Origin of the sequence: Bacillus hominis (assembly GCF_030348325.1) — a bacterium.
GTDB classification, from domain to species: domain Bacteria; phylum Bacillota; class Bacilli; order Bacillales; family Bacillaceae_G; genus Bacillus_A; species Bacillus_A hominis.
Genome location: NZ_JAUCFS010000005.1, coordinates 3,384,024 through 3,405,588, shown reverse-complemented (window position 1 = coordinate 3,405,588; position 21,565 = coordinate 3,384,024). Strand labels below are relative to the sequence as shown.

Here is a 21,565-nt window from a genome sequence, read left to right as displayed (position 1 = left end):
ATACGAGTGAAAGGGGATGCGATATGACAGAACGTGATCGTTATACAAATGAAGAAAAAGAAGCTGAGCCGAAGGAAGTTCCAAAAGAAGCTTCTATAGTGGAGAAAATTCAACAACTTGGACAGACGAATGTACCACAAATGAATGAATCGCGTATTCATTGCTTAACAATTGTTGGGCAGGTAGAAGGTCATATTCAGTTGCCACCACAAAATAAAACAACAAAATATGAACACATCATTCCGCAAATTGTCGCGATTGAACAAAATCCAAAAATTGAAGGTTTACTATTAATATTAAATACAGTTGGAGGTGACGTTGAAGCTGGGTTAGCGATTTCTGAAATGGTGGCTTCGCTTTCAAAACCAACTGTATCTCTTGTTTTAGGAGGAGGGCATTCAATCGGTGTACCGATTGCGGTCTCAACTGATTATTCATTTATTGCTGAAACAGCGACGATGACAATTCATCCGATTCGTTTAACAGGTCTTGTTATAGGTGTGCCGCAAACATTTGAGTATTTGGATAAAATGCAAGAAAGAGTCATTCGATTTGTGACAAAGCATTCGAAAGTAACGGAAGATCGTTTTAAAGAGCTTATGTTTGCAAAAGGGAATTTGACGCGAGATATTGGGACGAATGTAATAGGTGGAGACGCAGTGAAGTATGGTCTTATAGATGATGTCGGTGGTATTGGTAGCGCACTTCGAAAATTAAACGAATTAATTGATGAACGCACGGATAATAGTGCAGAGGGGACAATACTACAATGATTTTATACACAATTATGCCAGAGCAACTTGTGTATCCGGCCGATTATTCACAATGCGAAAGCCAAAAAGTTGTGAATATAAATGGCGTGGAATTAGTGGTTTCTGAGGAGGATAATCAATGTTACTCTATTGTGCGTGTATTAAGTACGAATCCGTCTCACTACCTAGAGTTTGAGCCTGGACAGAAAATTACCTTTTAGCAAAAAGAAGGATTTTGTTTAGGAGCTATGGTATAATATAAAAAACAAGACGGTTGAGCAGCCATGAGTAGGCTGCTTTCTTCTGTTTATTTAACATTTTACAAGAAGTGTAAAAATAGAAGATATAAAGACCTGAAAAATAGAGAGAAAGACATATAAGTAGAGCTTTTTTATAAGGAAGTTGTACTTAATTTTTAGAACACGAGGTGAAGAAATGGCAAAACAAAAGCAAAGAGGGACGAAGGCAAAGGCAAGACGTACGATAAAGCCAACTTTGTATTATGAAATCGTCGGGTTGACTCTTTTTGCACTTTCAATTATTACGATTTTACAGCTAGGTGTTGTAGGGAAATCGTTTGTGTTATTTTTTCGCTTCTTCTTTGGTGAGTGGTACATAATTGGTGTGTTAGGTGTAATAGCTTTATCTGTTGCATTTGTAATAAAGCGTGGATGGCCAAACCTTTTAAATAAACGGCTAATAGGTGTTTATTTAATTGTACTAGCAATATTAATGTTTAGTCATATTACATTATTTAACCTTCTTACGAAAGATGGAGCTGTGCAAAATACTTCTGTAATTGTTAGTACAAAAGATTACTTCTTCCTTGAAATGAAAAAGGGCCCGGATAGTGTTCATTTAGGTGGTGGTATGTTTGGTGCACTGATGTTTGCAACGTGCTACTTCTTATTTGACGAAGTAGGGGCATATATCATTGGAATTATTTTAGTTATTCTTGGAATACTTTGTATAACAAATAAGCATATTGGAGAAGTACTTGCTCCGGTAGGGAGAATTCTTAGAAGTCAATTTCAAGTAATGCAAGGGGATTATAAAGATTGGAAATCTCAAAGGGTCGCTGAGCAAACTGAAAAGAAAAAAACAACAAGAAGCAAGAGGCGTGAACGTGTTGCTGAACAAGAAGAAGCTATTGAGCCAGTAGAAGAAATAGAAATTGGTCCACCAATTATTTCGAATTTTACTGAGAATTATCCAGTAAGTGAAGAGATGGAAAAGCAGATAGAAGAAAATGATTTAATCACTCCTCCGTTTATTGAAGAGGCAGTTCCGCCTACGCCAGAAGAACAACCTCAAAAAAAACGAGGAGAAAAAATCGTTGAATCGCTAGAAGGTGAAACGAAAGCACCTCCTATGCAATTTTCTAATGTGGAAAATAAAGATTATAAACTTCCTTCGCTTGATATATTAAAGTTTCCCCAAAATAAGCAAGTTACAAATGAAAATGCGGAAATTTATGAAAATGCTCGTAAATTGGAACGTACATTCCAAAGTTTTGGTGTGAAAGCGAAAGTAACAAAAGTACATAGAGGTCCTGCAGTTACGAAGTATGAAGTGTATCCTGATATGGGAGTAAAGGTAAGTAAAATTGTTAGTTTAAGTGATGATTTAGCGCTTGCTTTAGCAGCGAAAGACATTCGTATTGAAGCACCTATTCCCGGGAAATCAGCTGTAGGGATTGAGGTTCCAAATTCAGAAGTTTCTATGGTAACGCTGAGAGAAGTTCTTGATTCAAAGGCGAATAACCACCCAGAAGAGAAGTTATTAATCGGTCTTGGACGTGATATTACAGGAGAGGCTGTATTGGCACGTTTAAATAAAATGCCCCATTTATTAGTAGCTGGTGCGACTGGTAGTGGAAAGAGTGTATGTATTAATGGAATAATCGTTAGTATTTTAATGCGTGCGAAACCGCATGAAGTAAAATTAATGATGATTGACCCGAAAATGGTAGAGTTAAATGTATATAACGGTGTTCCGCATTTATTAACACCGGTTGTAACTGATCCGAAAAAGGCGTCACAGGCTTTGAAAAAAGTTGTGAGTGAAATGGAGCGTCGCTATGAATTGTTCGCGCATAGTGGAACGCGTAATATTGAAGGGTATAACGATCATATTAAAGAACATAATAGTCAATCAGAAGCGAAACAACCTGAATTGCCGTATATAGTAGTAATTGTGGACGAGTTAGCTGATTTAATGATGGTTGCTTCTTCTGATGTAGAAGATGCAATTATGCGTTTAGCGCAAATGGCACGTGCTGCTGGTATTCATTTAATTATTGCGACTCAGCGTCCGTCAGTTGATGTAATTACGGGTGTTATTAAGGCGAATATTCCATCGCGTATTGCATTTGCTGTATCTTCCCAGACAGACTCACGAACGATTCTTGATGGTGGTGGTGCAGAGAAGTTGTTAGGTCGTGGAGATATGTTGTTCATACCAATTGGTGCATCGAAACCTGTTCGTGTACAAGGGGCATTTTTATCAGATGATGAAGTTGAGAGAGTCGTAGAATCTGTTATTGCGCAGCAAAAAGCGCAATATCAAGAGGATATGATTCCACAAGATGTTCCTGAAACAAAGCAGGAAGTAGAAGATGAATTATACGATGAAGCGGTTCAGCTTGTAGTAGAAATGCAAACGGCATCTGTTTCTATGTTACAACGTAGATTTAGAGTAGGATATACGCGAGCAGCTCGTTTAATTGATGCCATGGAAATGAATGGTGTAGTAGGTCCTTATGAAGGTAGTAAACCAAGGGGAGTACTCATTAAAGATGTGCAAGAAAAAAGTTCTTAAAAAAAAGCCTAATTGTTTTTACAATTAGGCTTTTTTATATGCTGTTTTTGTTATATACTATAGTCACTAGAAAAGAAAGTGCTTACATAACAGGTAGCTCTTTAGAATACGAATGCTTATCGTTTTGGTTTTCTAAACGTTCGATATTTAATGGAGAAAAATGTTGAATTCTGTTGACACATATGGGAGCAAGTGGTAAGATTACTTCGAAAAGAACCACTGCCTCATATAATCTTGGAAATAAGGTCCATAAGTTTCTACCTGGCAACCATGAATTGCTAGACTATGAGGGGAAAAGTGTGTAACAAAGGATGTAAGGAATCTTTGTGCCGAACTTTTTCTCTATATGAGAAATGTTTATGGTGCAAAGTTTTTTTTATGGAATAAAGAGTGAAAATTTCATCTTGAAAAATTATTAATATTTATTCGATAATTACGCTTATTTTTAGTATTTAGTAATTTTTACTATGTTGTAAGTTGAAAAAAGAGAAAAGAAGTCTTACATCAGAGGTCGAATAATTGAAATGCGGGGGAGTCTTATGTCAGTAAAATCCGATAGTCGTCACCTATATTTGCGGGTGATTGATCACATCAAAGGAAAAATTAAAGATGGGGCTTACAAAGAAAAACAAAAGTTACCTTCAGAGTTTGATCTAGCGAAAGAACTTGGTGTAAGTAGGGCAACTTTAAGGGAAGCACTGCGCATTTTAGAAGAAGAAAATGTTGTTATTCGTAGACATGGTGTAGGGACATTTGTAAATGCGAAGCCGTTATTTTCTTCTGGAATAGAGCAACTTTCTAGTATTACAGATATGATTTCTAGTGTGGGGAAAACACCAGGAACAATCTTTTTATCATCATCTACAACAACTTTAACAGAAGAAGAAAAAGAGAAATTTAATTGTGAAGATGGTTTTAGTGCAGTAATGATTGAACGTGTTCGTACAGCGGATGGGGAACCAGTTGTGTATTGCATTGATAAACTAGCGAAAGAGATATTACCAGATTTATCGGGATACAATGAGGAATCGCTGCTTACAGTAATACATAATAATACGCACAAGCGTATCACATACGCAGTTGCTCATATTGAACCGATTGGTTATCACCCGAAAATTTCACCGATTTTAGAATGTGAACCTGAAACGGCACTGCTAGTTTTAAAACAAATGCACTATGATCAAAATGATGAGCCAATCTTATATTCTATTAATTACTTTAGAGCTGATAAGTTTAGCTTCCACGTATTAAGAAAACGTATGTAGGGAAGTTCCTTTTTAGGGAGGTGACAGCAAGAAGTAAGGGACAGCAGCGTATGAATCATTAGACAAAACATTTCAGGAGGGGTTTCTAGTATGAAGAAAAAAACAGGTCTTTTATTATCGTTAACGTTAGCAGCAAGTACAGTGTTAGGTGCATGTGGTAACTCGGATAAAGCGGATAGTGACAAAAAAGGGGATAAAGAGTTTAAGGTTGGTATGGTTACAGATGTTGGGGGCGTTGATGACAAATCATTCAACCAATCTTCTTGGGAAGGACTAAAAAAGTTTGGTAAAGAAAACGATTTAAAGGAAAAGACAAATTATCGTTACCTACAGTCTGAAAAAGAAGCAGATTATATTCCGAACTTAAAGAAATTTTCAAAAGATAAGTATGATTTATCTTTCGGGATTGGTTATAAATTAGAAGGTGCAATTAAAGAAGTAGCAAAAGAATCTCCAAAACAACAATTCGCAATCGTTGATACTGTTGTAGATGCACCAAACGTAACAAGCATTACATTTAAAGATCATGAAGGCTCATTCCTTGTAGGTGCAGTAGCAGCTATGTCAACGAAATCGAATAAAGTAGGATTTGTTGGTGGAATGAAGAGTGATTTAATTAGTAAATTCGAAAATGGATTTAAAGCCGGTGCCAAGGCAGTAAATCCAAATATTGAAATCGTATCTGAATATGCAGAAGCATTTGATAAACCTGAAAAAGGTACAGTTCTTGCTTCAGCAATGTATGGTCAAGGCGTAGATGTAATTTATCATGCTGCTGGTGGTACAGGTAATGGTGTGTTCACTGAAGCGAAAAACCGTAAGAAAAAAGGTGAAAACGTTTGGGTAATCGGTGTTGACCGTGACCAAAACCAAGAAGGTATGCCTGAAAACGTAACATTAACTTCAATGGTAAAACGTGTAGATATCGCTGTTGAAAAAGTAGCACAAGAAGCGAAAGACGGTAAATTAAAAGGCGGTAAAGTAGAAGCGTTTGGCTTAAAAGATGACGGCGTTGGTATTGCAAAAACAACTGACAACGTGAAAAAAGTTAACCCTGAAATTTTAACAAAAGTAGAAGAGTTTGAAAAGAAAATTACAGATGGTGCAATTAAAGTACCAGCTACAGATAAAGAGTATAAAGAATATGAAGCTTCTCTAAAAAAATAAATAGAGAAATAGCAAAGGTTAGTTCATAGAACTAACCTTTGTATGTATAAAACTTCCGAATTGCTTAATAAGTTAATAGTGTAATAGGGGAATGTTCCCTGTTAAAAGGAGGAACACAATGGAATACGTAATTGAGATGAATAACATTACGAAAGTATTCCCAGGCATTGTAGCGAATGATGATATTACGCTGCAAGTAAAGCAGGGAGAAATACATGCTTTACTTGGAGAAAATGGTGCAGGGAAATCCACATTGATGAATGTACTATTTGGTTTGTACCAGCCAGAACAAGGTGAAATTAAAATTAAAGGAAAAACTGTAAAGATTACAAATCCGAATATAGCAAATGACCTTGGTATTGGAATGGTACATCAGCACTTTATGCTTGTTCATAATTTTACAGTTACAGAGAATATTATTCTCGGAAACGAACCGAAGAAAAAAGGGAAAATTGCTGTTGAGGAAGCTGCTAAAGAAATTCAAAAACTGTCTGAACAATACGGTTTAGCTGTAGATCCATATGCGAAAATACAAGATATTTCTGTCGGTATGCAACAGCGCGTTGAGATTTTAAAAACACTTTACCGCGGGGCAGAAATTTTAATATTTGATGAACCGACAGCTGTGTTAACACCACAAGAAATTCATGAGCTAATTCAAATTATGAAAAAGCTTGTGCAAGAAGGAAAATCTATTGTTCTTATTACACATAAGTTGAAAGAAATTATGGAAGTTTGCGATCGTTGTACGATTATTCGTAAAGGAAAAGGGATTGGAACGGTTGACGTTGCAAATACGGATGAAAATAAACTTGCAGAATTAATGGTCGGACGTCAAGTGAATTTTAAAACAGAAAAAATAGACGCGAAGCCAAAAGAAGCGGTACTTTCAATTGCAAATCTTGTTGTTCACGATGCACGTCAACTACCTGCTGTAAAAGGCCTTGACTTAACTGTTCGTGCGGGGGAAATTGTTGGTATTGCAGGAATTGATGGAAACGGACAAAGTGAATTAATAGAAGCAATTACTGGTTTACGAAAAGTTGAGTCAGGTTCTATTGCAATTAAAGGGAAAGAAATAACAAATTGGCCTGTTAGAAGAATAACAGAAGAGGGAATTGGTCATATTCCAGAAGATCGTCATAAACACGGACTCGTTCTTGATTTTTCTGTTAGAGATAATATAGTTTTGCAAACGTACTATAAAAATCCGTTTTCAAAGAAAGGGATTTTAAATTTCAGCAAAATTACAGAAAAAGCTAAGGCGCTTATTGAACAGTTTGATGTACGTACACCTAGTGAGCAAACGTTAGCTCGTGCACTATCTGGGGGGAATCAGCAAAAGGCAATTATTGCACGTGAAGTAGACCGTGATCCAGATTTATTAATTGCAGCACAGCCGACACGTGGTTTAGATGTAGGGGCAATTGAATTTATTCATAAGAGATTAATAGAGCAAAGAGATAGAGGAAAAGGTGTATTACTTTTATCACTAGAGTTAGAGGAAATTTTAAATGTTAGCGATCGAATTGCTGTTATTTATGAAGGAACAATTGTAGCAATAGTTGATGCGAAAGAAACGAATGAACAACAGCTTGGATTGTTAATGGCTGGAGGAACAAAGAAGGAGCAGGTGGGTACAAATGGCTAAAAAACTTTTAACAGAACGAACGATAAATATTTTAGTCCCAGTACTATCCGTTATTTTTGGCTTACTTGTAGGAGCAATTGTAATGCTAGTTAGTGGCTATGACCCAATTGTTGGTTATAGTGCACTTTGGACAGGCATGTTCGGCAGCCCAAGTGCGATTGGTGAAACGCTTCGTACAATGATACCGCTTATTCTTGCTGGTTTATCGGTGGCGTTTGCATTTCGTACAGGTTTATTTAATATCGGGGTAGAGGGTCAATTGTTAGTTGGTTGGCTTGCAGCGGTTTGGTTCGGTTATGCAGTCTCGCTACCAGCTGTTCTTCACATTCCATTATCTATTTTATTCGCAGCGTTGGTAGGCGGAATCTGGGGTTTCATCCCTGGATATTTAAAGGGAAAGTTTCAAGTTAATGAAGTTATTGTAACAATTATGATGAACTATATCGCGTTATATGTAACATATGATATTATTAAGCGCTTTTTACACGAGGGTAACGATAAAACGTACGACATTAAAGAGAGTGCGTCATTATCTTCAGACTGGCTTGCTTCCATTACTGACGGTTCACGCCTTCACTGGGGAATTATTGTAGCAATTTTAATCGCTATTTTAATGTGGTTCTTATTAGATCGAACAACTTTAGGTTATGAATTAAAGTCGGTAGGATTTAATCAACATGCTTCTCAATATGCAGGTATGAAAGTTTCTCGTAATGTAGTGTTTTCCATGACAATTGCTGGTGCGTTTGCAGGGATTGGTGGAGCGATGGAAGGATTAGGAACATTCCAAAGCATGACAGCGATGTCTTCCTTTACAGGGGTAGGATTTGACGGGATTGCCGTAGCCTTACTTGGAGGAAATAATCCGTTTGGCATTATCCTTTCAGCTTTATTATTTGGTGGTTTGAAAAGTGCTTCCCCTCAAATGAACTTTGAGGCAGATGTGCCATCAGAGCTTATAAACGTAATTATTGCATGTATCATCTTCTTTGTTGCATGTAGTTATGTGTTAAGATGGGCGCTTACACGCATGAGCAAGGAGGGGAAATAAATGAGCTTTTTAGATATATTAGCCATTCTTGTGACGGGTACGTTATATACATCGGCACCTATAATTTTTACAGCACTAGGTGGTGTATTTAGTGAACGATCGGGTGTTGTAAATATCGGATTAGAAGGACTAATGCTATTTGGTGCATTTATTGGAGTTGTCACAAACTTATTAATGGGTGATACTTGGGGAACGATGACGCCGTGGATTGCGTTATTATTTGCGGCAATTGGTAGTGGGTTATTTGCATTGCTTCATGCAGTAGCATCTATTACATTCCGAGCGGATCAAGTTGTAAGTGGTGTAGCAATTAACTTCTTATCTCTTGGTTTAACAGTATTTGCAATTAAGAAGATCTTTGATAAAGGGCAAACTGACTTTATTCAGTACCGTATTGAAAAGATTGATATTCCAGGTCTTTCGGATATTCCGGTGATAGGGAAAATATTCTTTTCAAATGTACCAATAACGTCGTATATTGCGATTATTTTAGCATTTGTTGTTTGGTATGTTATTTATAAAACACCGTTCGGTCTTCGATTGCGTGCTGTTGGTGAACACCCAATGGCAGCGGATACGATGGGGATTAACGTATATAAAATGCGCTATATCGGCGTTTGTATATCAGGTGTATTTGCCGGAATTGGTGGGGCGATTTTTGCAATGTCAATTTCTAATAACTTCTCAGGGGCAACTATTACAGGACAAGGTTTCTTAGCTTTAGCTGCTATGATCTTTGGGAAGTGGAATCCACTAGGCGCACTAGGTGCAGCTCTATTCTTTGGTTTTGCACAATCTCTTAGTGTAACAGGTGGAACAATTCCTGTATTAGATCAAATTCCAAGTGTTCTATTAACGATATTACCATACGTATTCACAATATTAGCACTTGTTGGTTTTGTAGGCCGATCTGAAGCTCCGAAAGCACTCGGAACGCCTTATGAAAAAGGAAAACGATGAGTATTTAGAAAGTATAAGAAAAGCTCGCACATTAGTGCGGGCTTTTTTACATAGAATATATGTAATACGGAATTTTACTATGTTCCTTACATATTAAAGTTTTTAGAAAGACTCAAATGTAAGCATAATAAGGAAGAAAAGTTGATTTTTTATTTCTAAAAACTGTATATTGAAGAGGAATATTCCTACATACGTAAAGGAGGGCTATTAATGAAACTAATGGAACAGCAACTGCATGAATTAGGTGGATTGCGAGTACATATTATTCCGACTGATAAATATAAAACAAATACCTTTGTATTTCGTTTGAAAGCACCTTTAAATGAGGAGACGGTGACAGAGCGTGCCCTATTGCCATACGTATTGCAAAGTGCGACAGAAAAACTGCCTTCTGTAATTCGTCTTCGTCAATATTTAGAAGAATTATATGGATCTTCTTTAGCGGTAGATGTAAGTAAAAAAGGGGAAGACCATATCATCTCTATTTATGTAGACATTGCAAATGAAACATATTTACGCGATGCACCACCGTTATTTGAAAAAGCGCTTTCTATGTTATCTGATATTGTTTTACATCCAGCAACAGAAGGGGACGGTTTTCTATCTTCTATTGTAGAAAGTGAGAAACGAGCACTTTTGCAACGAATTGAAGCTACTTATGATGATAAAATGCGTTATGCAAACGAGCGTTTAATTGAAGAAATGTGCAAAGTAGAACCATATCGCTTAAGTGCAAATGGGAAAAAAGAAAGTGTTGCTTCTATTACAAATGAAAGTTTGTATCAATATTATCAAAAAGTGTTAGCTGAAGATGAAATGGATTTATATATCATTGGTGACATTTCAGAAGATGCCATGGAGCTTGTAAATAAGTATTTTTCGATTTCACCTCGCGCTAGGAAAGAAAGAAATGTACTTCTTCATAAACGAAATAATGAAGAAAAAGAAATTGTTGAAAAACAAGAACTAAAGCAAAGTAAATTAAATATCGGCTATCGCACATTCATTACGTATAAAGATGAAGATTATTTTGCATTACAATTGTTTAACGGATTATTTGGAGGATTTTCTCATTCGAAGTTATTTGTAAATGTCCGTGAAAAAAATAGTTTAGCGTACTATGCAGCATCGAGATTTGAAAGTCATAAAGGTTTGCTCTTCGTTATGTCTGGAATTGAAGCGAAGAACTTTGAAAAGGCTGTTGAAATTATTAAAGAACAGATGAAAGCAATGCAAAACGGTGATTTTTCAGAGGAAGAGATTCAGCAAACGAAAAGTGTAATTCAAAATCAAATCTTAGAGGCAATTGATACACCACGTGGTTTTGTTGAAATGCTTTATCACGGGGTAATATCGGAGCGTACGCGTCCAGTTGAAGAATGGCTAACGGGCATAGAAAGCGTGACGAAAGAAGAGATTGTGAAAGTTGCTAATAATATTGAACTAGATACAATTTACTTTTTACATGGAACGGAGGGAGAATAAATGGAGAAAATTGTGTATGAGCAATTAAAAGAGACGCTCTATTATGAAAAACTTTCGAATGGATTAGACGTATATATCTTACCGAAACAAGGCTTCAACAAAACATTTGCAACATTTACGACGAAGTACGGTTCTGTTGATAATACATTTGTTCCACTTGGAAAAGAAGACATGACCCGTGTACCAGATGGAATTGCTCATTTCCTTGAACATAAATTGTTTGAAAAAGAAGACCATGATGCGTTTCAATTGTTTAGTAAACAAGGTGCTTCAGCGAACGCTTTTACATCTTTTACAAGAACCGCTTACCTCTTTTCCTGTACATCAAATGTAGAGAAAAATTTAAATACGTTGTTAGACTTTGTACAAGAACCGTATTTCTCTGAAAAAACGGTTGAAAAAGAAAAAGGTATTATCGGTCAAGAAATTCAAATGTACCAAGATAACCCAGATTGGCGTTTATACTTTGGGTTAATCGATAGTTTGTTTGTGAAACATCCAATTAAAATTGATATTGCGGGGACGATTGAGTCTATTAGTAAAATTACAAAAGACCTACTGTATGAATGTTATGAGACTTTTTACCATCCAAGCAACATGTTATTATTTGTTGTTGGAGCGATTGATCCTGAAAAAACAATGGATTTAGTTCGTGAAAATCAAGCGAAAAAAGATTACGAAAATCAACCGGAAATCGTTCGCTCTTTTGAAGAGGAACCAGAAGAAGTAAATGAAAAGAAAAAGATTATTTCAATGCCTGTTCAAACTCCAAAATGTTTAGTTGGTATTAAGGCAACGAATTTAAAAGAAAAAGGGCAAGCCCTTTTAAAACAAGAAATTGCGCTTACATTACTTTTGGATTATTTATTTGGAAAAGGGTCAGTTCATTACGAATCTTTATATAATGAAGGTCTTATTGATGATTCGTTCTCGTATGACTATACAGAAGAAAATAACTTCGGTTTTGCAATGGTTGGTGGAGATACGAAGCAACCTGATGAATTGGCAGAGCGATTAAAAGGTATTTTACTGCAAACGAATTATGATCAGTTAGATGAGACTGCGCTGGAACGGGTGAAGAAAAAGAAAATTGGTGGATTTTTACGATCGCTGAATTCACCGGAATATATTGCAAATCAGTTTACACGATATGCGTTTAATGAATCTAGTTTATTTGATGCTCTTACAGTGTTAGAAGGATTAACTGTTCAAGACCTACAACAAGCAGCAAAAACATTATTAGTTGAAGAGAAAATGAGCATCTGCCAAGTGTTACCAAAAAAGTAAAGTAATATTTGAATAAAAAACGCAGTATCTATATCCCTCATCTAACGTTTGGTTATTGCCAAATGGTAAGATGAGGGTATTATTTATTTATACATAAAAGATAAGAGAGGGAATTTATGAAAAAGTATGCATTAGTAACTGGAGGAAGCGGAGGGATTGGCTCTTCTATTTCGAAGCAGTTAATCGAGGATGGTTATACAGTCTATATTCATTACAATAAAAGCGAAGAGAAGGTAAGGGAGTTACAAAAGGAATTTGATGTAGTGATTCCTGTGCAAGCAAATTTAGCTTCTATCGATGGAGCGGAGGAATTGTGGGGGCAAATCGAACATCCTATTGATGTTATTGTATACGCAGCTGGAAAGAGTATCTTTGGATTAGTAACAGATGTTACGAATGAAGAATTAGATTATATGGTGGAGCTTCAAGTGAAGAGTGTATATAGACTTCTATCGATGGCGCTTCCACCGATGATCGGGAGGAGAAGTGGTAATGTTGTCATTATTTCATCCATATGGGGGCAAATAGGAGCATCTTGTGAGGTGCTGTACTCAATGGTAAAAGGTGCACAAAATTCGTATGTGAAGGCTTTAGCAAAAGAAGTTTCTTTAAGTGGATTGCGCGTTAATGCGGTAGCGCCAGGTGCAATCGAAACAGAAATGTTAAATGTATTTTCAGAAGATGATAAAAATGAAATTGCTGAAGATATTCCATTAGGTAGAATAGGACTACCCGAAGAGGTAGCAAAAACAGTCTCCTTCCTTGTTTCGCCAGGAGCTTCTTATATTACGGGGCAAATTATCGGAGTGAATGGCGGTTGGCATTGTTAAAAATTTCTTACATAAAAAATAAAAAAATGTACAAATTAAGCATGATTCTATTACTCAATAGTGAGGTGCTTAAACATGTCAGTGTTAGATAATTTTGATCAGTGGAAGAGCTTTTTAGGAGAACGTTTAGAACAAGCCGGAGGAAAAGGGCTTGATGGCGGTGCAGTATCAGATATGGCATTTCGTGTTGGTGATTATTTAGCAAATGAAGTAGAAGCGCGCAACGATCAAGAAAAATTATTGTCTGAGCTTTGGAAAGTTGCTGACGAACAAGAACAACATACAATTGCAAATTTAATGGTGAAATTTGTACAACATAAGTAAAAGTAGAGAGGAGAAGCTCCTCTCTCTTTTTTTGTATAATAATTAGGAGGAATAGATTATACATTTAGCTTCCCTATTAAGGTGAAATCATATAATATAGTACGTAGGTGTAAAGTAAGCGTGGGGGAGTGATCTTGGATGATTGAATGGTATTTTGAATATGAAATACATAAAAACCGACCTGGCTTACTTGGTGACGTTTCTTCGTTAATCGGTATGCTTGGCATCAATATTGTCACAATTAATGGTGTAGATAATGCACGACGTGGACTTTTGCTTATGTGTGATAATCAAGAACAAATCTCTAGACTTGAATCAATTTTAAATACGATGGATAATATAACGGTAACGAAATATCGTCCGCCAAAGCTTAGAGATAAGCTAGCAGTTAGACATGGTAGGTACATACAACGAGATGCAGATGATAAGAAAACATTTCGATTTGTGCGTGATGAATTAGGATTACTTGTAGACTTTATGGCGGAGATAATGAAAAAAGAAGGTCATAAACTAATTGGGATACGAGGAATGCCTCGTGTCGGAAAAACAGAATCTATTGTTGCCGCAAGTGTTTGTGCAAATAAGAGATGGTTATTCGTATCATCTACTCTCATTAAGCAAACTGTTCGTAGCCAATTGATTGAAGATGAGTATAGCGACGATAATATTTTCATACTAGATGGAATTGTGTCGACAAAGCGTGCCAATGAAAGACACTGGCAGCTCGTTCGTGAAATCATGAGATTGCCTGCAACGAAAGTTGTAGAACATCCGGATGTGTTTGTGAGTCAGTCAGAATACACATTGGATGATTTTGATTATATTATCGAATTGCGTAACGATTATGATGAAGAAATTCAATATAATTTAGTAGATGAAATTGAGCAAGGTACGCAAAATAATTTCTCTATGTTCGACTTTTAAAGAAATATTGAGGTGTTAGTAGTGACGGAATTAGGACAAAAGCTGACAGAAGCAAGAGAAGCGAAAGGCTTGTCTATTGATCAGCTACATGAAATTACAAAAATTCAAAAACGCCATTTAGTAGCGATTGAAGAAGGCAATTATGATGTGTTGCCAGGAGCTTTTTATGCGCGTGCATTCATTAAACAACACGCAGATGCGGTTGGATTAAATGGAGAGGAACTGCTTGTAGAATATCAGAGTACGATACCACAATCTGAAAAACACGATGTTCCGCAAGTATCAACTGGACAGAAAACACAAGAAACAATGCAAAAATCTTCATCATGGCCAATTGCAGATCATATGCCAAAAATTTTGATTGCGTTGTTAGTAATCGCATGTGGAGTGGTAGTCTGGTTTGTTATTCAAGCGTTAACTGGAAAAGATGATAGGCAAGTTCCAAATGCTCAAAGTGAGAAAATTGAGGTTCAAAAAGCAAAAAATTCTCCGCTAGATACGAAGAAAGATGAAGCGAAAGCGGAAGAACCAAAAAAAGAAGAGCCAAAGAAAGAAGAGCCAAAGAAAGAGGAAGAAAAAGGACAGCCAACTGGTGAGAATGAAATTAAGTTAGTTGGGACCGATAAGATAACATCTACTTTGGAAATTCATAATAATAAAGCGTTAGAATTGGAAATTACAACAAAAAACGCAAGTTATGTAGGTATTAAAAATGAGGCAGGAAATGATATCTTTAGCGGTACTTTACAGGCAGGCCAGACCCAAAAATATGATTTATCAACAGCGAAAGAGGTAAACCTTAATATAGGAAGTGCACCGAATGTTGAATTTAAATTGAATGGCCAAGTCGTTACATTCCCATTGAATCCGGACGAGAATTATCATCAGAAATTCGTGATTAAAAATCTAGGGATAGGGCAAGCTGCGCAATAACAGTCATCGCTTCGATGACTTTTTTCAATGAACAAATGTTTTTGATATGATGGAGGAATAGCTGTGAATTTACCAAATAAAATTACAATATCTAGAATCTGCTTAATTCCAATTTTTATGGTAATTATGCTAGCGCCCTTTGAGTGGGGCTCATTTATAATTGGTGATGTAGAGTTACCGATTCAACATTTAGTAGGGGCGCTTATCTTTATTATTGCTTCGGCTACAGATTGGATTGATGGACATTATGCAAGAAAGTATAATCTTGTAACGAATTTAGGGAAATTCCTTGACCCGTTAGCAGATAAATTACTTGTTTCGGCAGCACTTATCACGTTAGTAGAGATGCAATACGTACCTGCTTGGATCGTTATTGTAATTATAAGCCGTGAGTTTGCAGTAACAGGTTTACGCCTTGTACTTGCTGGAACAGGGGAAGTAGTTGCAGCAAATCAGTTAGGGAAAATTAAGACATGGACACAAATTATTGCGATTGCAGCATACTTATTACATGATGTACCGTTAAATTTACTTCATATTCCAGTTGCAGATATTTTCATATGGATTGCATTATTCTTTACCGTTATTTCAGGATGGGATTATTTCTGGAAAAATAAAGATGCTTTTGTAAACTCAAAATAGAAGTTTATGGGGGAATTGGGATGAATGCTGAAATTATTGCGGTTGGAACGGAATTATTACTTGGACAAATTGCAAATACAAATGCCCAGTTTTTGTCTGAAAAGTTAGCTTCAATTGGAATTAACGTGTACTACCATACTGTTGTTGGGGATAATAACAAGCGGTTACAGAAGGCAATTGAAGTTGCTGAAGAACGAGCTGATATGCTCATTTTTACAGGTGGATTAGGACCGACAAAAGATGATTTAACGAAAGAAACAATAGCGTCTAGTTTAGATGAAGAGCTTGTGTATGATGAAAAGGCATTAACATCGATAAGCGATTATTTTAAGCGTACAGGCCGTGAATTTACGGAGAATAATAAAAAGCAGGCGCTCGTTTTAAATGGATCGACTGTATTTGCGAATGATCACGGTATGGCGCCTGGTATGGGATTAAATAAGAACGGAAAAGTTTATATTTTATTACCAGGGCCACCAAAAGAAATGAAGCCGATGTTTGTAAGTTATGTAGAGCCTTTTTTACGTAACTTTACAACGGGGGAAAATATTTATTCTCGTGTTCTTCGCTTTTTTGGTATTGGTGAATCTCAATTAGAGGTGAAAGTCCAAGATTTAATTGATGGACAAACGAATCCAACAATTGCACCACTTGCAAATGATGGAGAAGTGACATTACGTTTAACTGCCAAACATCATGATGCTGATGAGGCGGAGAAACTGATTCAGCATGTGGAAGATTTGATTTTAGAAAGAGTAGGCGAATTTTTCTACGGATATGACCAAGATTTCCTTCATTACAAGGCAATAAGGCTTTTGAAGGAAAAAGGGTTAACTTTAGCATGTGCAGAAAGTTTAACAGGTGGTCTTTTTGGAAATCAAGTAACAGAAAATGCTGGTGTTTCGTCTGTATTTAAAGGCGGTGTCATTTGTTATCAAAATGATGTGAAGCAACAAATTTTACATGTACCTGAAGAAGTATTACGTACTGATGGTGCGGTTAGTAAGCAGTGTGCTCGTTATCTTGCTGAAAATGTAAAGAAATTGTTAAAAGCGGATATCGGAATTAGTTTCACTGGGGTGGCAGGACCGGATGCTTCAGAACATAAAGAACCAGGAACAGTATTTGTTGGATTGGCGATTAAGGATGAACCGACTGAAGTCTTCGCTCTTAATTTGAGTGGAAGTCGTCAACAAATTCGAGAACGCTCTGCAAAATATGGATTTTATCATTTATATAAAAGGCTAGAAGAGATATAAATTTCTTCTAGTTTTTTTTGTGGATAAATCGAGTTATATTTGATAGAAAATAAAAAAATCGAATAAATGTTCGATTTTTGTTGGCAAATTGAATTGAAAATAGGTATAATAAGATTAGCAATTGAGTTAAGGAGGAATTTTGAATGAGTGATCGTCAAGCGGCATTAGATATGGCGTTAAAACAAATAGAGAAGCAATTCGGTAAAGGTTCAATTATGAAATTAGGAGAACAAGCGGAGCGTAGAATTTCTACAATTTCAAGTGGTTCTTTAGCACTTGATGTGGCACTAGGGGTAGGCGGATACCCACGTGGACGTATTATTGAAATTTATGGACCTGAAAGTTCAGGTAAAACAACAGTTTCATTACACGCAATCGCGGAAGTGCAGCGTCAAGGTGGACAAGCGGCGTTCATCGATGCGGAGCATGCGATGGATCCTGTATATGCACAAAAATTAGGTGTTAACATCGATGAATTACTATTATCACAGCCTGATACAGGAGAGCAAGGTCTAGAAATCGCAGAAGCACTTGTACGAAGTGGCGCGGTTGATATTATCGTAATTGACTCTGTAGCAGCTCTTGTACCGAAAGCTGAGATCGAAGGGGACATGGGTGACTCTCACGTTGGTTTACAAGCACGTTTAATGTCACAAGCACTTCGTAAACTTTCAGGTGCAATCAACAAATCAAAAACAATCGCAATCTTTATCAACCAAATTCGTGAAAAAGTTGGGGTTATGTTCGGGAACCCAGAAACAACTCCAGGTGGTCGTGCGTTGAAATTCTATTCAACTGTCCGTCTTGAAGTACGTCGTGCTGAGCAATTAAAGCAAGGTAACGATATCGTTGGTAATAAAACGAAAGTAAAAGTAGTTAAAAATAAAGTAGCACCACCATTCCGTGTTGCTGAAGTTGATATTATGTACGGAGAAGGGATTTCAAGAGAAGGTGAAATCTTAGATATGGCTTCTGAACTTGATATCGTTCAAAAGAGCGGTGCTTGGTACTCTTATAATGAAGAACGCTTAGGACAAGGTCGTGAAAATTCGAAGCAATTCTTAAAAGAGAATACGGATTTAAGAGAGGAAATTGCTTTCTTTGTTCGTGAACATCACGGAATTGGTGAAGACTCTGGTGTTGAAGGCACGGAAGATTCAACTCTTCAAGATTAAAAAATAAAAGACACGAGACCGTGTCTTTTATTTTTTGATTCACTTTGAAAGCGCTGTACATAGCTGGAGATAAAATATTTATTCTATCCAAAAGGCTATGTATAAAGAGGAATATTCATATGTTTTAAGTGAATGAATTGGGATTTACTAAGGTTTTCCAGGATAATATGCAGTCTATTTTTAAAATCCATATAAGATTCAGGGTTGAAGGTAAAGAAAGTAAAAGTAGACAACGCTTGACAATGAAAATTGCGATAGATACAATGAGAATGTATATTTTTTCTTATATACGATACACTCTTCTCAAGAAGAGAAGTAATATTCGGAGTAAGACTTAAATCTTGCCGAAATAATAATATGACATTTTAATTGTGAAATGAAGAAAGTCCCTTAAAAAAGCGGGACGACGGTCTTTGCTGTACGTTGTAATTTAATGTACATGCCGACAGTCTTTTTTCATTCATAGCAAGGGGAGGTGAAATCATGAGTAGTACAGTTTGGATACTCATCTCCATTTTGCTTGCAACAGTCGGTGCAGTTGTTGGCTTTTTTGTTCGAAAGTCTATTGCTGAAGCGAAGATTAATGGTGCAGCTAATGAAGCAAAACGTATTCTAGACGAAGCGAATCGTGATGCTGAAGCACTTAAGAAAGAAGCGCTTTTAGAAGCAAAGGATGAAATTCATACACTTCGTACAGAAGCTGAATTAGAAATTCGTGACCGTAGAAGCGAATTACAAAAACAAGAAAATCGTTTAATGCAAAAAGAAGAGAACCTTGATCGTAAAGACGAAACGCTCGATAAGCGCGAGCAACAGTTAGAAAAGAAAGAGGAATCTCTTGTAGCGAAACAACAACAGATTGAAGAGTTGGAAAGCAAAGTGGGAGAGTTAGTTCAAAAGCAACAAACGGAATTAGAGCGCATTTCCAATCTGACACGCGAACAAGCGAAAGCAATTATTCTTGGTAAAGTGGAAAGTGAAGTTTCTCATGAAATTGCCGTTATGGTAAAAGAAAGTGAAGTTCGCGCGAAAGAAGAAGCGGATAAGAAGGCAAAAGAGATTTTATCTCTTGCAATGCAAAGATGTGCAGCTGATCATGTTGCTGAAACAACCGTTTCGGTTGTAAATCTTCCAAACGACGAGATGAAGGGACGTATTATCGGACGTGAAGGGCGTAATATTCGTACGTTAGAAACGTTAACAGGTATTGACCTTATTATCGATGATACACCAGAAGCGGTAATTCTATCTGGATTTGATCCGATTCGTCGTGAAACAGCTCGTATCGCTCTTGATAAACTAGTACAGGACGGACGTATTCACCCAGCGCGTATTGAAGAGATGGTCGAAAAATCAAGACGTGAAGTGGACGAGTATATTCGTGAAGTCGGAGAGCAAACAACGTTTGAAGTGGGTGTTCATGGCTTACATCCAGATTTAATTAAAATTTTAGGTCGTTTAAAATACCGTACAAGTTACGGACAAAACGTCTTAAAACACTCTATGGAAGTTGCATTCTTAACTGGACTTATGGCAGCGGAGCTTGGTGAGGATGAAAAACTAGCAAGACGTGCTGGTCTATTACATGATATCGGAAAAGCAATCGATCATGAAGTAGAAGGTAGCCACGTTGAAATTGGTGTTGAACTCGCAACGAAATATAAAGAGCATCCTGTTGTAATAAACAGTATCGCATCTCACCATGGTGACACAGAACCAACTTCTATCATTGCAGTTCTAGTTGCTGCAGCAGATGCATTATCAGCTGCAAGACCAGGAGCTCGTAGTGAAACTCTTGAGAACTACATTCGTCGTCTTGAAAAGTTGGAAGAGATTTCAGAGTCTTATGAAGGCGTAGAAAAATCTTTCGCAATTCAAGCAGGACGTGAAGTTCGTATTCTGGTAAAGCCAGATACAATTGATGATTTAGAAGCTCATCGTTTAGCTCGTGATATTCGAAAACGTATTGAAAATGAACTGGATTATCCAGGACATATTAAGGTAACTGTTATTCGTGAAACACGTGCAGTGGAATACGCAAAATAAAGTGGTGAAACACCACTTTATTTTTTTGTGTTGGAATTGGGTAAAATAAAGAAAATTATTTATGAGCAGTATGCAAGTGAAAGAAACTTATAATAGATAAATTGTAACTGTTGTAAGGAAATAGCTTCAAGTTATAGTATGGTAATAAAAAATGTAGTACATAGAAAGGGTAAGACATATGAGAATATTATTTGTTGGGGATGTAGTAGGATCTCCTGGTAGAGACATGATTCAACAGTACGTACCGGCATTAAAGAAAAAATATACACCCACAGTAACAATTATTAATGGAGAAAATGCTGCGGGTGGACGTGGAATTACGGAAAAAATATATCGAAACTTTTTAGAGTGCGGGGCACAAGCGGTTACGCTTGGAAACCATGCTTGGGATAACCGTGAAGTATTTGAATTTATTGATGATGCAAAATATCTTGCAAGACCAGCTAATTTCCCAGAAGGAACGCCGGGAAAAGGGCTCATCTTTGTAAATTGTAATGGAACAGAAGTTGCAGTTATTAACTTACAAGGACGTACTTTCCTTCCTCCAATTGATTGTCCATTCCGTAAAGTGGATGAGTTAATCAGCATTGCAAAAAAACGTACAAACATTATCTTTGTTGATTTTCATGCTGAAACAACAAGTGAGAAGCAGGCGTTAGGTTGGTACGTAGACGGTCGTGCTACAGCGGTAGTAGGTACACATACACACGTTCCTACAGCTGATAATCGTATTTTACCAAGCGGAACAGCTTATATTACAGATGTTGGTATGACAGGCCCATATGATGGGATTTTAGGTATGGATCGCGAAGCGGTATTGAAGAAGTTTTTAACGAACTTACCAGTACGTTTTGAAGTGACAAATGGTAGAACGCAATTAAGTGCAGTGTTAATTGATGTGGATCCTAATACAGGGAAAGCGAAGAAAATTGAGCGTATTTTAATTAATGATGACCAGCCGTTTTTTGATTGATTTTTAAAGAAAAGTTAGAGA

The 21,565-nt window shown here is 36.8% G+C and carries 19 protein-coding genes and 1 riboswitch; all 19 genes read left to right on the top strand.

The genetic code is table 11. The features are described from left to right. Positions 1-23 precede the first annotated feature (23 nt). Positions 24-773: a translocation-enhancing protein TepA gene (tepA, locus tag QUF93_RS20110; protein ID WP_289359997.1), complete on the top strand. Its 750-nt coding sequence runs from the start codon at positions 24-26 to the stop codon at positions 771-773. Continuing rightward, complete coding sequence (locus QUF93_RS20105; RefSeq protein ID WP_002088064.1) at positions 770-973, top strand: YlzJ-like family protein; 204 nt, start codon at positions 770-772, stop codon at positions 971-973. The genes tepA and QUF93_RS20105 overlap by 4 nt, the downstream gene beginning before the upstream one ends. A 214-nt stretch (positions 974-1,187) precedes the next feature. Next, entirely contained in the window at positions 1,188-3,572 is a 2,385-nt protein-coding gene (locus QUF93_RS20100) for a DNA translocase FtsK (RefSeq protein ID WP_088059895.1), read from the top strand. Positions 3,573-3,776: 204 nt separating this feature from the next. Continuing rightward, positions 3,777-3,878: riboswitch (purine riboswitch) on the top strand. 233 nt (positions 3,879-4,111) lie between these two features. Then, positions 4,112-4,837, top strand: coding sequence for a GntR family transcriptional regulator (locus QUF93_RS20095; protein WP_002121705.1), 726 nt, complete (start codon positions 4,112-4,114; stop codon positions 4,835-4,837). Positions 4,838-4,927: 90 nt separating this feature from the next. Next, complete coding sequence (locus QUF93_RS20090) at positions 4,928-6,004, top strand: BMP family lipoprotein (RefSeq protein ID WP_002121702.1); 1,077 nt, start codon at positions 4,928-4,930, stop codon at positions 6,002-6,004. A gap of 118 nt (positions 6,005-6,122) precedes the next feature. Next, on the top strand, positions 6,123-7,655 hold the full coding sequence (locus QUF93_RS20085) for an ABC transporter ATP-binding protein (protein WP_002121699.1): 1,533 nt from the start codon (positions 6,123-6,125) through the stop codon (positions 7,653-7,655). Further along, complete coding sequence (locus tag QUF93_RS20080; RefSeq protein WP_001085263.1) at positions 7,648-8,706, top strand: ABC transporter permease; 1,059 nt, start codon at positions 7,648-7,650, stop codon at positions 8,704-8,706. The genes QUF93_RS20085 and QUF93_RS20080 overlap by 8 nt, the downstream gene beginning before the upstream one ends. After that, entirely contained in the window at positions 8,707-9,666 is a 960-nt protein-coding gene (locus tag QUF93_RS20075) for an ABC transporter permease (protein ID WP_000008852.1), read from the top strand. Positions 9,667-9,876: 210 nt separating this feature from the next. Then, positions 9,877-11,151: an EF-P 5-aminopentanol modification-associated protein YfmF gene (gene yfmF / locus QUF93_RS20070; protein WP_289359995.1), complete on the top strand. Its 1,275-nt coding sequence runs from the start codon at positions 9,877-9,879 to the stop codon at positions 11,149-11,151. After that, positions 11,152-12,438 (top strand): EF-P 5-aminopentanol modification-associated protein YfmH, encoded by a 1,287-nt coding sequence (yfmH, locus tag QUF93_RS20065; RefSeq protein WP_289375799.1) that lies wholly within the window; start codon positions 11,152-11,154, stop codon positions 12,436-12,438. A gap of 116 nt (positions 12,439-12,554) precedes the next feature. Continuing rightward, positions 12,555-13,268 carry an elongation factor P 5-aminopentanone reductase gene (gene ymfI / locus QUF93_RS20060; protein WP_002121692.1) on the top strand — a complete coding sequence of 238 codons (714 nt, stop codon included), beginning with the start codon at positions 12,555-12,557 and terminating at the stop codon, positions 13,266-13,268. A 75-nt stretch (positions 13,269-13,343) separates the two neighbouring features. Then, entirely contained in the window at positions 13,344-13,592 is a 249-nt protein-coding gene (locus tag QUF93_RS20055; protein WP_000114449.1) for a DUF3243 domain-containing protein, read from the top strand. 138 nt (positions 13,593-13,730) lie between these two features. Further along, the gene (locus tag QUF93_RS20050; RefSeq protein WP_000574107.1) at positions 13,731-14,516 is read left to right on the top strand and encodes a DUF3388 domain-containing protein; all 786 of its coding nucleotides are present in this window, start codon (positions 13,731-13,733) and stop codon (positions 14,514-14,516) included. Between the two features lie 21 nt (positions 14,517-14,537). Then, positions 14,538-15,449, top strand: coding sequence for a helix-turn-helix domain-containing protein (locus tag QUF93_RS20045; protein ID WP_289359994.1), 912 nt, complete (start codon positions 14,538-14,540; stop codon positions 15,447-15,449). Between the two features lie 63 nt (positions 15,450-15,512). Further along, positions 15,513-16,091 (top strand): CDP-diacylglycerol--glycerol-3-phosphate 3-phosphatidyltransferase, encoded by a 579-nt coding sequence (pgsA, locus tag QUF93_RS20040; protein WP_128281259.1) that lies wholly within the window; start codon positions 15,513-15,515, stop codon positions 16,089-16,091. Between the two features lie 20 nt (positions 16,092-16,111). After that, on the top strand, positions 16,112-17,350 hold the full coding sequence (locus QUF93_RS20035; protein WP_289359993.1) for a competence/damage-inducible protein A: 1,239 nt from the start codon (positions 16,112-16,114) through the stop codon (positions 17,348-17,350). 143 nt (positions 17,351-17,493) lie between these two features. After that, complete coding sequence (recA, locus tag QUF93_RS20030; RefSeq protein ID WP_002121682.1) at positions 17,494-18,525, top strand: recombinase RecA; 1,032 nt, start codon at positions 17,494-17,496, stop codon at positions 18,523-18,525. 483 nt (positions 18,526-19,008) lie between these two features. Continuing rightward, positions 19,009-20,571: a ribonuclease Y gene (rny, locus tag QUF93_RS20025; protein ID WP_289359992.1), complete on the top strand. Its 1,563-nt coding sequence runs from the start codon at positions 19,009-19,011 to the stop codon at positions 20,569-20,571. A 178-nt stretch (positions 20,572-20,749) separates the two neighbouring features. Further along, entirely contained in the window at positions 20,750-21,544 is a 795-nt protein-coding gene (locus QUF93_RS20020; RefSeq protein ID WP_002014601.1) for a 2',3'-cyclic-nucleotide 2'-phosphodiesterase, read from the top strand. Positions 21,545-21,565: the final 21 nt, after the last annotated feature.